At 38.4% G+C, this 12,936-nt stretch carries 11 protein-coding genes; 8 read left to right on the top strand and 3 right to left on the bottom strand.

What is annotated here, in order from left to right; genetic code table 11:
• Positions 1 to 85: 85 nt before the first annotated feature.
• A complete protein-coding gene (gene ahcY, locus F777_RS0108690; protein ID WP_026751698.1) occupies positions 86 to 1,411 on the top strand; it encodes an adenosylhomocysteinase in 1,326 nt (441 codons plus the stop codon).
• Positions 1,412 to 1,601: 190 nt separating this feature from the next.
• Positions 1,602 to 3,650 carry a tetratricopeptide repeat-containing sensor histidine kinase gene (locus tag F777_RS0108680; RefSeq protein ID WP_161631502.1) on the top strand — a complete coding sequence of 683 codons (2,049 nt, stop codon included), beginning with the start codon at positions 1,602 to 1,604 and terminating at the stop codon, positions 3,648 to 3,650.
• A 25-nt stretch (positions 3,651 to 3,675) separates the two neighbouring features.
• On the opposite strand, the gene F777_RS0108675 is transcribed toward F777_RS0108680, so the two are convergent.
• Entirely contained in the window at positions 3,676 to 3,906 is a 231-nt protein-coding gene (locus tag F777_RS0108675) for a YdcH family protein (protein WP_026751696.1), read from the bottom strand.
• Between the two features lie 50 nt (positions 3,907 to 3,956).
• Here F777_RS0108675 and F777_RS0108670 point away from each other — a divergent pair, with 50 nt between their 5' ends.
• Genes F777_RS0108670 through F777_RS0108655 form a run of 4 tightly spaced genes read left to right on the top strand, consistent with a single transcriptional unit; the run spans position 3,957 to position 7,801 of the window.
• Positions 3,957 to 5,156, top strand: a complete 1,200-nt coding sequence (locus F777_RS0108670; RefSeq protein ID WP_026751695.1) for a chloride channel protein — start codon at positions 3,957 to 3,959, stop codon at positions 5,154 to 5,156.
• The gene (locus tag F777_RS0108665) at positions 5,137 to 5,661 is read left to right on the top strand and encodes a GNAT family N-acetyltransferase (protein WP_026751694.1); all 525 of its coding nucleotides are present in this window, start codon (positions 5,137 to 5,139) and stop codon (positions 5,659 to 5,661) included. The genes F777_RS0108670 and F777_RS0108665 overlap by 20 nt, the downstream gene beginning before the upstream one ends.
• Positions 5,633 to 6,190 carry a PepSY-associated TM helix domain-containing protein gene (locus tag F777_RS0108660; RefSeq protein ID WP_037369282.1) on the top strand — a complete coding sequence of 186 codons (558 nt, stop codon included), beginning with the start codon at positions 5,633 to 5,635 and terminating at the stop codon, positions 6,188 to 6,190. The genes F777_RS0108665 and F777_RS0108660 overlap by 29 nt, the downstream gene beginning before the upstream one ends.
• A gap of 6 nt (positions 6,191 to 6,196) precedes the next feature.
• Positions 6,197 to 7,801 carry a Na/Pi cotransporter family protein gene (locus tag F777_RS0108655; RefSeq protein ID WP_081720492.1) on the top strand — a complete coding sequence of 535 codons (1,605 nt, stop codon included), beginning with the start codon at positions 6,197 to 6,199 and terminating at the stop codon, positions 7,799 to 7,801.
• A 120-nt stretch (positions 7,802 to 7,921) separates the two neighbouring features.
• Here F777_RS0108655 and hppD read toward each other — a convergent pair whose 3' ends face one another.
• On the bottom strand, positions 7,922 to 9,055 hold the full coding sequence (hppD, locus tag F777_RS0108650; RefSeq protein WP_051408524.1) for a 4-hydroxyphenylpyruvate dioxygenase: 1,134 nt from the start codon (positions 9,053 to 9,055) through the stop codon (positions 7,922 to 7,924).
• Positions 9,056 to 9,278: 223 nt separating this feature from the next.
• Between hppD and F777_RS0108640 the strand changes: the two genes are divergently transcribed.
• Entirely contained in the window at positions 9,279 to 10,400 is a 1,122-nt protein-coding gene (locus tag F777_RS0108640; RefSeq protein WP_026751690.1) for a 5-(carboxyamino)imidazole ribonucleotide synthase, read from the top strand.
• Between the two features lie 38 nt (positions 10,401 to 10,438).
• On the opposite strand, the gene F777_RS0108635 is transcribed toward F777_RS0108640, so the two are convergent.
• Positions 10,439 to 11,389 carry a DUF3078 domain-containing protein gene (locus F777_RS0108635; RefSeq protein WP_026751689.1) on the bottom strand — a complete coding sequence of 317 codons (951 nt, stop codon included), beginning with the start codon at positions 11,387 to 11,389 and terminating at the stop codon, positions 10,439 to 10,441.
• A 115-nt stretch (positions 11,390 to 11,504) separates the two neighbouring features.
• Here F777_RS0108635 and miaB point away from each other — a divergent pair, with 115 nt between their 5' ends.
• Positions 11,505 to 12,932 (top strand): tRNA (N6-isopentenyl adenosine(37)-C2)-methylthiotransferase MiaB, encoded by a 1,428-nt coding sequence (gene miaB, locus F777_RS0108630; RefSeq protein WP_026751688.1) that lies wholly within the window; start codon positions 11,505 to 11,507, stop codon positions 12,930 to 12,932.
• The last annotated feature ends 4 nt before the right edge of the window (positions 12,933 to 12,936 follow it).

Here is a 12,936-nt window from a genome sequence, read left to right as displayed (position 1 = left end):
ATTAAATAGATATTTATTCTATTCTTACAAATAATTATGCGCTTTTATTCTTTAAAATTAGCTTTGCAACCAATAAAATTCTATTATGTCTACATTAACATCTACCATTGACTTCAGCCTTCCATACAAAGTGGCTGATATCAGCCTAGCTGATTGGGGTCGCAAGGAAATCCGTTTAGCAGAAGCCGAAATGCCAGGACTTATGTCTTTACGCGCAGAATACGGTGCTTCTCAGCCTTTAAAAGGAGCAAGAATTGCCGGATGTCTTCACATGACTATCCAGACTGCCGTACTAATTGAAACTTTAGTGGCATTGGGTGCCGAAGTAAAATGGAGCTCTTGTAATATCTTCTCTACACAAGATCAGGCTGCTGCTGCCATTGCTGCTGCAGGTATTGGTGTTTTTGCCTGGAAAGGCCAAACCCAGGAAGAAGCTGATTGGTGTATTGAACAAACTTTGTTCTTCGGCGGTGCCGATCGTCCATTGAATATGATTCTGGATGATGGTGGCGACTTAACCAATATGGTATTTGACAAGTACCCTGAATTGATTGCCAATATCAAGGGGCTTTCTGAAGAAACCACTACAGGGGTTCACCGTTTATACGAGCGTATGGCAAAAGGCACTTTACCTATTCCTGCTATCAACGTAAACGATTCTGTAACCAAATCTAAATTTGATAACAAATACGGTTGTCAGGAGTCTTTAGTGGACGCAATCCGTCGTGCTACTGATGTAATGATGGCTGGTAAAGTGGCCGTTGTTGGTGGTTATGGTGACGTAGGTAAAGGTTCTGCGCTTTCATTGCGTGGTGCTGGTTGCCGTGTTATTGTAACTGAAATTGATCCTATCTGTGCTTTACAGGCTGCTATGGATGGATTTGAAGTGAAGCCAATGGCTGCTGCTGTTACTGAAGCTGATATCATTGTAACTGCTTCTGGTTGCAGAGACTTAATCACTGAAAAGCATTTCCGCCTGATGAAGGACAAAGCAATCGTATGTAATATCGGACACTTCGATATTGAAATTGATATGGCCTGGCTAAATGCAAACTATGGTCATACAAAAGATACCATTAAGCCTCAGGTAGATTTGTATAATATTGAAGGCAAAGACGTGATTGTATTGGCTGAAGGTCGTTTGGTGAACCTTGGTTGTGCAACGGGTCACCCTTCATTTGTAATGAGTAACTCCTTCTGTAACCAGACTTTGGCTCAGATTGAATTGTGGCAGAACCACAAAAACTACGAGAACAAAGTGTACGTTCTTCCTAAGCACCTGGATGAGAAAGTTGCCCGTTTACACCTTGCAAAAGTAGGTGCGCAATTAGATGAGTTAACAGACGAGCAGGCTGCTTACTTAGGTATCAGCAAAAATGGTCCTTTCAAGTCTGATATGTACCGTTACTAATTGAATCTGCAGATATGATCTGTTTCTTACAAAAAAGGCTCCGAGTGGAGCCTTTTTTATTTTCCCACTGACTCAACAGGACTTTGCTACCCATGCTTTTATGACAATAATCATTTTTCCAGGCACCAATTCTTGAATTAATTTTTTTAATATTGTATACCCCTCAGCCAAAATGAAAATCAGGTTACCAATGAAAATGAACTCTTTCATTACAGCATTATTGGTTGTGCTTATCATCTGGGGATGTAAACAGCCCGATACCCACAATGACTGGAGTACAAAAGGGAGCTTTATAGACTCTAATATCAGTTTAATCAGCAAACAACAAGTGACAGATAAAAGGGAAGAAAGCCTTTTTATTGACTCTCTTGTTCGAAAAATGCAATTATCAGACGAGCAGAAAGGTCATTACTATCGTTATAAATCATCCTATTATTGTTATTATCTGCAAAAAGGCGATTCTGCCATCTTATATGCGGATTCGGTCTTATTATTATTGAATAAGCTTTCTCCTGATCAATATCCTAATGCGTTTGCTATGGCCTATTATACAAAGGGAGATGCTTTATATGCCAGCAATTTATTTAATGAAGCCTATACTTTTTATTACAAAGCAAGGCAGTTCAAATCTACACAAACCGACTTCTGCTCTCAGAAGGAATACAATTATCGGCTAGGAATGATTCTTTACAAACAGAAAAAGTTCAAAGAAGCAGCCTACAGTTTTAGAAGAAGTCTTGAAGATGCTGAACTGTGCGATGAAGGAAAAGAATATGCCAGTTATTACAGAAAACAGGAGTTGATGAATAATATTGCCCTTAGCTTTTATATGCTGGGGAATTATGACAGCGCAAGCTTCTACTATAATAAAGCACTGAATTTCATTAGTAACCACCAACAGCAGGATACATCTACTCAGTTTTATGATGAAATGGCAAAAGGGGTATTATACGGAAATATGGGAGACGTTTTTCGTAAAAAAGGGAACCTGAAAGAAGCCGAAAGCCTTTATAAAAAAAGTATTCAGATAAATTTTAAAAAAGGCGGGGAAACCATGGATGCACAGCATAGTTATTTAAAACTGGCTGAACTGTATCAGGAAACAGAAAGAATAACTGATTTGGAAAATGCCCTGAAAGAAATCAGACTCTCCCTGAACAAAACGCCCAATCAAAAGGGAGAAATTAAATGGCATAAACTTTCCTGGAAATATTATGAATTGACAGACGACCCCAACAAGGCCTACTATCATTTATCAAAATACCAGCACTTATTTGAAGAAGAGGAAAAGCTGACTAAAAAAATTTACGAAGTTGATATAAATAAACAGCTTGAACTGCTGGAACAGGAAAATCAGCTGCAGATTGCCAGAAAGGAAAATGAAATTTCCCGCGCTTATTTATTAATGTCATTGGCTGTATTAGCCTTCATCATATTACTCAGTATTGTATTGGCCAGGAACTGGATTTTATCAAAAAGGCACGTAAAAAAATTAAAAGAATTGAATGAGACCGTTCATTCTCAGAACGAACAACTGGAAATTGCCATGGGGGCGTTGCAAAAAACACTGGGTGAAAAAGACAGCATTCTGAAACTGGTAGCTCATGACTTAAGAACACCGGTTGCCTCCATCCCTACCATGGTTGAAATCATTATGACGGAGGAAAACGAAGAGCAGAAGAAAGAATACCTGGAAATGATAAAATCTGCTTGTAATAGCTCGCTGACGCTTATCTCAGAAATCATGGCGACTGCAGATATTTCGAGCAGTAATATAGAAAAGGAACCTACTTTACTCAATGAGTTTATAAATGATTGCGCAGCCATATTAGATATCAAAGTCAAAGAAAAAAATCAACAATTAACGGTTCAGTATTTAGACAAGGATATCAGCGTACCTATGAATCCAGAAAAAATGAAAAGAGTGGTTTTTAATCTGGTAACCAACTCCGTTAAATTCAGTAAAAGGGATACTAGCATCAAACTTTCCTTACAGATAAAAGACAATCAGGCCATCATAGAAATAAAAGATGAAGGCATTGGGATACCGGAAAAACTGCTTCCCGAGATATTCAACATATCAAAATCCGGGAAACGAAAAGGAACGGAAGGTGAAAAATCTTACGGTCTGGGATTAAATATCTGTAAGAAGATTGTAGAAGCACACGATGGCAAAATCTGTGTAAAAAGCAAAGAAGGAAAGGGTAGCACTTTTATTGTAGCACTACCCTTATCCTAATCAGTTAAACTTGAAATTGAATGTTTTATTTACTTAACAAAGCATATATATCATCCTTCAAATGAAGTCTTTTTTTTCTTAACTCAGTCAATACTTCATCAGCATGATTTTCTACTCCAGATTCAATTCTATGTATTGAATGATTTACTTCATCGTACTGATCCGATAATTTTTTAAAATGCGCATCTGCTACTTTTAATTCAGAGATTTTAGCATCAAATTCAGGGAATTCATGGTGCAAATCGTGTTTTTCCATATTGTTGTAATTTTATAGATTAAAGTTAGCAACAGCACCCTTTTTAAAAAATGATTAATATCAGGTATTTAATAAAATACAGCACACTTATACTTGTAGTGTCCTTACTAGCGGGTTTATCATCCGCTTTTTTTTTATACACCCTGGATATTGTTACCAATTTTAGAACCGGGAACCCATGGATAATCTGCCTTTTACCTTTGGGTGGTTTAATCTGCGTTTGCTCCTACAATCTTTTATGCAGAAATGCCGAAAGCGGAAACAAATGGATATTAGCCAGAATAAAAAAACAAAGCGGAAAACCCATTTCACTATTGATGGCCCCGCTGGTATTAATGGGTACATTGATCACCCATTTGATGGGGGGCTCTGCAGGGAGAGAAGGCACAGCATTGCAGCTATCTGCTTCACTGTCCTCTCCTCTCTTCCATTGGTTTAATCTTTCACCTGAAGAAGAAAGCATTTTTTTAAGATCCGCAGTAGCAGCTGGTTTTGGTGCTGTATTTGGAACGCCCGTTGCCGGAATCATATTTGCCTTTGAATGGGAATCATTCCTGCCAAAAAAAATATCTGCGTTAGCGCCTGTTATTATTTGTTCATTCCTTGCAGACTGGACTACCAGAAGTCTGGGCATAGAACATACGCTTTATTCAATACCATTGACTTTCAAGACTCCTCCTAATCCTTTGTTATGGAACATCCTGGCTGGAATTATTTTCGGACTATCCGCCTGGTTATTTAAATACCTGATGAAAAGAACAGCCAGCTTCAATCAAAAATGTCTGACCAATAAATACACACGGGTAGTACTGGGAGGAACCATTGTTTCCTGTTTCCTTTTATTTAGCCCATATTACAGTCTGGCTGGTCTGGGAATCCCATCTATCATCAATAGTTTCAATGAAGCGGCACCTATGCAAATATTCATTCTGAAAATAGCATTAACCGTTATCACCATACAATCCGGATTTAAGGGAGGAGAAGTTACTCCGCTATTTTTTATAGGGGCCACATTAGGAAGTGCACTAAGTATTTATATACCGCTTTCTCCAGCATACCTTGCCGGAATGGGCATGGTAGCTGTATTTGGAGCTGCAGCAAAGTCGCCGATAACTGCTGCAATTTTGGCTGCTGAACTATTTGGCATCGGTTTTTTACCTTTCGCGTTATTAATATCCATAATTTCAAACAAAACAGCAGGTAAGAACTCCATATATCAATTGAATAGCAATGAACTGGCAACCCACTGATTTAAAAAATGAAAAAGTTTGTTTGATTCCATTAAAGGAAGCTGATTTTGAAGAGCTATATTCAGTAGCATCTGACCCATTGATATGGGAACAACATCCCAATAAAAACCGATACCAAAGAAATGTATTTCTTAATTTTTTTGAAGGGGCCATTCAGTCAAAAGGAGCATTTATTATCAGAGATACACAAACCGGAGAAGCGATTGGAAGCAGCAGATTTTACAATTACGATGCAGATGCCAGTTACGTTGAAATCGGCTACACATTTTTTGCCCGAAAATATTGGGGTAAATCATTTAACAAAGCCGTAAAAGAATTAATGATTCACTATGCCTTTCAATTGGTCAACAGCGTTCACTTTTTTATTGGTGCCGAGAATTATCGTTCTCAAAAAGCCATTGAAAAACTGGGAGCCAAGAAAATCAGAGAATTGGTAATGCCTTATTATGGAGAACCGGATCGTTTAAATTTTGAATATGAAATTAAAAAGACAGGCACAAGCTAAAACGCTGAGGGATTTCAGAAAAATACACCGCATTACAGGTATTTTGCTATTTGCCTTTTTCTTTATTGTAGGTCTTAGCGGCATTTTACTGGGATGGAAAAAAAACAGCGGGGGACTCATTATGGCCGAGACCTACAAGGGTCAGTCCGATAATTTAGCCGAATGGATTAGCCTGGATAGTTTACATAAAAACGCCTGTAACTATTTAAGAGATTCTGTTTCCCCCACCCTTTCTACAGAAGTTGACCGGATTGACATTAGAAAAGACAAGGGAATGGTAAAATTTACTTTTAAAGATCATTTTACCGGGCTTCAGCTGGATGGAAAAACAGGCCATCTTTTATTTATAGAAAAAAGAAGAGCAGATTATATAGAAAAAATACACGACGGTTCTATTATCGACTATTATTTAGGATGGGATGGCTATTTTAAACTGTTCTATACCTTAATTATGGGATTGGCCCTGATTGTATTTACCATAACGGGTTTCTGGCTCTGGTACGGGCCTAAACTGATGCGCAATAAATAAGATAAAATGAGTAGTAGTGAATTTTGGATGCTGGTAGCGGGACTTGGCCTTTTTCTTTACGGGATGTCTCATTTGGAAGAGGCACTCAAGCAAATGGAAGGCCGTTCATTTAAGCTATTCCTGCAAAAAAATACCAAACAGAAACTCAGGGCCATATTTAGTGGAACTCTTGTAACTGCTTTGCTGCAAAGTAGTTCAATTGTAAACCTGATGGTGCTGTCACTGGTAGGTGCTGGTATTCTTACCATGCGAAACGCAATGGCAGTTGTGCTGGGGGCCAATATTGGAGGCACTTTCAATAGCTGGCTGGTTGCATTACTGGGCTTTAAGGTTGAGCTGAATAGCATTACTTTCCCATTGATTGGACTTTCGGGAATTAGTTTGATTATTTTCAGCAAGAAAAAAAACCTGAAAAGGATTGCCCTCTTTTTTATGGGCATTGGTATGCTGTTTTTAGGATTGCAATTCATGAAAGAGAGCATGGATTCATTAATGAAAGCATTTGATTTTACGCCATACCTTGCTTATCCCGGTATCCTCTTTTTATTAATTGGATTTGCCATTACGGCTGTGGTGCAAACAAGTTCTGCTACTGTAGTTGTAGTGCTTACCGCATTATACTCTAATATTATCCCTATTGAAACTGCTATTACTGTTGTACTTGGTGCAGAACTCGGAACCACGGTAAAACTTATTCTGGGTGCCATTGGTGGCAATGCTGCAAAAAAGAGAGTGGCCCTAGGAAACAGTTTATTCAATCTATTTACTTCGGCAGGGGGCTTTATTTTTATACAGCCCATCATTGCCTTGATTGCCAAAATGGGAGTCAAAGACCCCATTCTCATATTAGTTGCCTTTCAGACATTCATCAATATTGTAGGGGTAATTGTCATCTACTTTTTTCTGAATCCATATGGTGATTTTCTGGACAAGCAGTTTAAAGAGCTTAAAAAATCTTACACTAGTTTCCTTCAAAATGCAAGTATTGAAATTCCATCCACTGTAACAGATATGATTAAAAAAGAAGTTGAATCATATCTGAACAAAGCGATAGCATTTAATCTGGGAAGCTTTCATTTAAAACCAGCCTGGATTCAAAACTTTCAAACAGAACTACCGCTATTGGAATCTTATCAGATACTTAAAGAAACAGAAGGTGAGATATTGGCATATTATGCCAAAACAATTCCTCAGTTAAGAGAAACAGAAGAAATGAAATCTATTAACCAGCTCCTGGAGTCTTTAAGAAATGCCATGTATTCCTGCAAAAGCATGAAAGACATAAACGCTGACAAAACCGATTTTAGCAATTCTACCAATGAAGTCAAATATGAGATGTTTCATGAGTTACAGGCATCACTGAATATTTTTTATACAGAACTACACCAATTCTTAATGAATGAATCCGGCAATAACACTGCATTGAAACTGGATGAATTAACAGAGCAAATCAGAAAAGGATTCAATGACAGAATAGAGCATTATTACTTTCATGCAGGTCAGAATAGTCTTAGAGAAAAAGACATTTCAACCCTGTTCAATTTAAACAGGGAAATTTATTCATCCTGTAAAGCCATTGCATTGGCCGTTGAACAATATAAAGCTGCTTAAACAATATAACTACAGAATAAAATAAAAAGAGGAGCCTAAAAAGCTCCTCTTCAAATGATTAACGCCCCATCATTAACTTTCCGGATTGTTGTTTTATCATCCGGCTGCTGTAGATGGAACTTATAAATTTCCTCTTAAATCCTGTTCTCTTTCCAAGGCTTCAAACAATGCCTTGAAATTTCCTTTTCCAAAACTCTTGGCACCTTTGCGCTGAATTATTTCAAAGAACAGGGTTGGTCTGTCTTCAACTGGTTTACTAAAAATCTGTAACAAATAACCTTCTTCGTCCCTATCAACCAGAATTCCCAGTTCTTTTAACGGAGCGATGTCTTCATCAATTTCACCTACTCTATCTTGTAGTTCATCATAATAGGAAGCAGGCACTTTCAGGAACTCAATGCCTCTATTCTGCAATTCAGTAACGGTAGCTACAATATCATTAGTTGCCAATGCAACGTGCTGGCATCCTTCGCCGTCATAAAAATCCAGATACTCTTCAACCTGTGATTTTTTCTTTCCTTCAGCTGGTTCGTTAATAGGAAATTTTACAAATCCATTTCCGTTGCTCATTACCTTGCTCATCAGAGCAGAATACTCAGTAGAAATATCATTGTCGTCAAAACTCAGAATGTTTTTAAACCCAAGTACGTTTTCATAAAAAGCCACCCATTTATTCATTTGATTCCAACCCACATTGCCTACACAATGATCCACATACAGAAGCCCAGTACTGGAAGGATTATAAGATGAATTCCAAGCGACGTAACCAGGCAAGAAAACTCCACTGTAATTTTTTCTTTCAACAAATAAATGGACTGTATCGCCATACGTATGAATTCCACTTATTACTGCTTCACCGCTTTCATCAGTATATTTTACCGGATCCATAGCAGAAACTGCTCCTCTACTAGTTGTCTGAAACCAAGCATCTGTCGCATCATCTACCATTAAAGCCAGGTGCTTAACCCCATCCCCGTGCCTGTAAATATGGTCAGCGATCGGATTATTAGCACGAAGAGGAGTGGTAAACACAAAAGTTAACTTGTTTTGTCTTACCACATAACTGGCTTTGTCTTTAATACCTGTTTCAGGACCAGCGTAGGCCAGACTCTGAAATCCAAAAGCTGTCTTGTAAAAATGAGCGGCTTGCTTAGCGTTTCCAACATAAAATTCAACATAATCCGTACCGTGCAATGGCAAAAAATCCCCCTGTTTAACTTCAGGGTTTACAGGCATAGCAGAAATTGTATTCATAAAATTGATATTATGATAATTAAAATTCAAGAAATAAGTTGACAGTAAAATGAGAGGGCCTGCTCTAATTTAGTAAACTAATGAATACAGCCCAGAAATTGAGCCCCATCAATGACTGATGGTTAAAGCTTCTATCAGCAGATTATAGGCAACACGTAAATCACTGAAACGCTTATGAGGATAATCGGGTAACATAGCTGCAAATTTAACTATCTTTACCCTTATGAAAGTTGGAATTCTGGGAGGAGGCCAATTAGGCCGCATGTTATTGCAAGCAGCTGCCAATTATACTGTAGAAACCCATGTTTTGGAGAATGATGAACAGTGTCCGGCGGCACATCTTTGTCATCAATTCACCAAAGGTGATATCACCGATTTTGATACCGTATACCGTTTCGGGAAAGGTTTGGATGCCATCACCATTGAAATTGAGGCCGTAAATGTAGATGCGTTGGAAAAATTACAGACAGAAGGAGTTCGGGTTTATCCTCATCCCTCCGCTATCAGAACAATAAAAAATAAAATAATACAGAAGGAATTTTATAAATCCAATGGGATACCCAGTTCTGATTTCAAAATAACAAGTTCAAAGTCAGAAGTGTTGGACCATATGGATTTTTTGCCCGCTGTCCATAAAATTGGGGAAGGAGGCTATGATGGAAAAGGTGTTCAGATTATCAACGACCATTTCGATGCCGATAAAGCGTTTGATGCGCCCAGTGTATTGGAGAAAAAAGTTCGTATTAAGAAGGAAATTGCCATGATTGTAGCCATGAACGATAAGGGGGAAACCGCCTTGTTCCCGGCTTCTGAAATGATGGTCAATCCGGTTTTGAATTTGCTCGATTATCAGGTGAGTCCTGCCATTATCCCTGACAAAGTGCTTTGGGTGGTTGAAGCAATTGCCATTAAACTTGTTAAAGCACTGAATAGTCCCGGATTATTCGCTGTTGAAATGTTTATTGACGAAAAAGATGAAGTTTGGGTAAATGAAACAGCCCCCAGAGTTCATAATAGCGGACATCATACTATAGAAGCCAATTACTGCAGTCAATACGATATGCTTTGGAGAATTATGTTACAATTTCCGCTGGGTAATACCGATGCCATATTACCAGCAGCCATTATTAATATAATTGGCGCTGAAGGTCATAGCGGAAATGCGGTATATAAGGGGCTGGAAGAAGTGTTAAAAATTGAAAACGCTTTCGTGCACTTATACGGTAAAACTCATACAAAACCTGGCAGAAAAATGGGACATGTAACGGTTATGCATAAAGACTACCAGGATCTTACGCATAAAGCAAATAAAATTAAAAATTTATTGAGCGTAATCAGTCAATAAATAATTATTACCGGCTGTTTATTAGCATAGAAAAAGTCCTAGCTTTTTTTTGTATTAAGTGGCTTTAAAAAACCAATCCCAATCAGGCTTTTGGTTTGTAGTCCCGGCGATTGTTTGGAAGGCCCAAACAATCTTACATCGTCATCATAAATTAAATCTAGACTGTAAGTGGCAGAGAAGAATTTATTGATTTTAAAAGAAAAGAGATTGGTCATAAAGAGGTCTACATTCTGGGGGCGGTTCTGGTAATTGGAAAAGAGATCCATCTTACCCCTGTAAGTTATATTTTTGGCAATTTCATTGTTGTAATTCAATGTAACAAAAGCACCAATCTGATTAAAGGAACCGGCCCCTGGCGGAACACCATATCCCCCCCGCTCTGAAAGGGATTTGTTGGCCAAGACAATCCACCTGGAAGTAAGCGGCGAGATAAAGACGGATAAATAGGGGTCTGGCTTATAATCAAAACCTGCTGACAAAATGATATATGCCGGTGAAAGCAATGAAGAGGTAAAAGTGGGAATATTGTTATTGAAAGTGTAGCCATCAAAAAACTGCGATCTGAAATTAACCAGCGTAGACACATACCATTTGCCGGATGAGTCCATTTTGTACCCATACTTACTTAAATAATCTATACGATCGTCGTTTTTACGACTGCCTAAACTGGTACTTTGAATATAGCCAAGATTAATATCTACCGAATTATCCCAGAAATGACGATTCTGTTTATACAGAATAAAATAATTCATATATCCGTTGGCAGAAAGGGAAAAATTATCCCCTCCGGCTGCCCAGTTACTCAATGAACCCTGAGCCAGATTGAAACTAAAAAGTCCCCCTCTTTTCCATTTCCAGCCTGTTGTGTCATTATCCTTTTTTATTGTTCGATTAATCTCTCTTTTTAATGCCTGAACCACATTGTCCTGCCCTCTCACAATAAATCCGGTTGTTAACAAAAGGGTTAACCACAGGAAAAATATTCTCATGTGTACTTATTTCTATCTCAAATATAATAAACCCCTGCTATTTTAGAGGATTTAACGCTGACAAACTGGCATAAACAAGGGAATAATTGTACATTTGTAACTTAATTAACAAAGAATGGAACTGGTGGAATTAATGAATAAAACACACGATGAGTCCAGACAGGGAGAAGCCTTTCAATCGGATGAATCTACGGCTGATTTTCATAAAAAATTTTATATAGAAAGCTATGGGTGTGCCATGAATTTTTCGGATAGTGAAGTAGTGGCTGCAATCCTTCAGGAAAATAAATTCAGTGCTACCCCTCAGTTTGAACAGGCTGATCTGGTTTTAATTAATACCTGCTCTATCAGAGAAAAAGCAGAACAAACCATTAGAAAAAGACTAACTGAATTCCGAAAGGTAAAGCAGAGCCGACCCGGAATGTTGATTGGCGTATTGGGATGCATGGCAGAAAGACTGAAATCACAGCTGCTGGAGCAGGAAAAACTGGTTGATCTAGTTATTGGTCCAGACGCATACCGTTCACTACCCGCGCTAATTGAAGAAGCGAGTTCAGGACAAAAAGGAGTAAATGTATTATTGAGCAGAGATGAAACTTACGGAGACATTTCTCCAGTTCGTTTAAACAGCAATGGCATTACCGCTTTTGTGTCTATTACCAGGGGCTGTAACAATATGTGCAGCTTTTGCGTGGTTCCTTTTACGAGAGGCAGAGAGAGAAGCCGATCCGCATACTCCATTTTACAGGAAATACAACAGTTGGTAGATACAGGATACAAAGAAGTTACTTTATTAGGTCAGAACGTAGATAGTTATTACTGGGAAGATGAAGAAAAAAAGCAGATGGTAACTTTTGCCAACCTGCTAGAAATGGCAGCCCTTGTTAGTCCTGACTTAAGAATTCGCTTCAGCACTTCACATCCCAAAGACATTACGGACGACGTGTTGATGACCATGGCCAAATATGAAAATATTTGCAAGTGCATTCATTTACCGGTACAAAGCGGAAGTACAAGATTGCTTCAGTTAATGAACAGAACTTACTCCAGAGAGTGGTACCTGGCTAAAGTAGACAGAATCAGGGAACTATTACCTGACTGTGGAATTACTTCGGATATGATTGCAGGATTTTGTACAGAGACAGAGGAAGACCATCAGGATACCTTAAGTCTGATGGATTATTGTGGTTTTGACATGAGTTATATGTACTTCTACAGTGAACGACCAGGAACCCTGGCTGCCAGGAGATTTAAAGATGATATTCCACTGGAGGTTAAGAAAAGAAGGTTGCAGGAAATTGTAGATAAACAAGGAGAATTATCTACTAGAAACAATCATAGGGATATTGGAAAGACTTTTAAAGTGCTCATTGAAGCTGACTCAAAAAGAGATAGCAATGATTGGACAGGCAGAACCAGTCAGAACAAAATAACTGTTTTCCCTAAATCGAGCAGTCTGCAAAAACCCGGCGATTATGTATGGGTTAATATTACGGATTGCACCAGGGCTACCCTTTTGGGAAAAATTGTTGATCATCCATAAACCA

Source organism: Sediminibacterium sp. C3, assembly GCF_000508085.1.
GTDB lineage: Bacteria > Bacteroidota > Bacteroidia > Chitinophagales > Chitinophagaceae > Sediminibacterium.
The sequence above is the reverse complement of the archived record's forward strand: the minus strand, read 5'-3'. Positions and strand labels throughout refer to the sequence as shown.

Bases quoted from the DNA above. Each gene is read 5' to 3' on its own strand.
- ahcY (WP_026751698.1), top strand. From the start codon at position 86: ATGTCTACATTAACATCTACCATTGACTTCAGCCTTCCATACAAAGTG.
- F777_RS0108680 (WP_161631502.1), top strand. From the start codon at position 1,602: ATGAAAATGAACTCTTTCATTACAGCATTATTGGTTGTGCTTATCATC.
- F777_RS0108675 (WP_026751696.1), bottom strand. From the start codon at position 3,906: ATGGAAAAACACGATTTGCACCATGAATTCCCTGAATTTGATGCTAAA.
- F777_RS0108670 (WP_026751695.1), top strand. From the start codon at position 3,957: ATGATTAATATCAGGTATTTAATAAAATACAGCACACTTATACTTGTA.
- F777_RS0108665 (WP_026751694.1), top strand. From the start codon at position 5,137: ATGAACTGGCAACCCACTGATTTAAAAAATGAAAAAGTTTGTTTGATT.
- F777_RS0108660 (WP_037369282.1), top strand. From the start codon at position 5,633: ATGAAATTAAAAAGACAGGCACAAGCTAAAACGCTGAGGGATTTCAGA.
- F777_RS0108655 (WP_081720492.1), top strand. From the start codon at position 6,197: ATGAGTAGTAGTGAATTTTGGATGCTGGTAGCGGGACTTGGCCTTTTT.
- hppD (WP_051408524.1), bottom strand. From the start codon at position 9,055: ATGAATACAATTTCTGCTATGCCTGTAAACCCTGAAGTTAAACAGGGG.
- F777_RS0108640 (WP_026751690.1), top strand. From the start codon at position 9,279: ATGAAAGTTGGAATTCTGGGAGGAGGCCAATTAGGCCGCATGTTATTG.
- F777_RS0108635 (WP_026751689.1), bottom strand. From the start codon at position 11,389: ATGAGAATATTTTTCCTGTGGTTAACCCTTTTGTTAACAACCGGATTT.
- miaB (WP_026751688.1), top strand. From the start codon at position 11,505: ATGGAACTGGTGGAATTAATGAATAAAACACACGATGAGTCCAGACAG.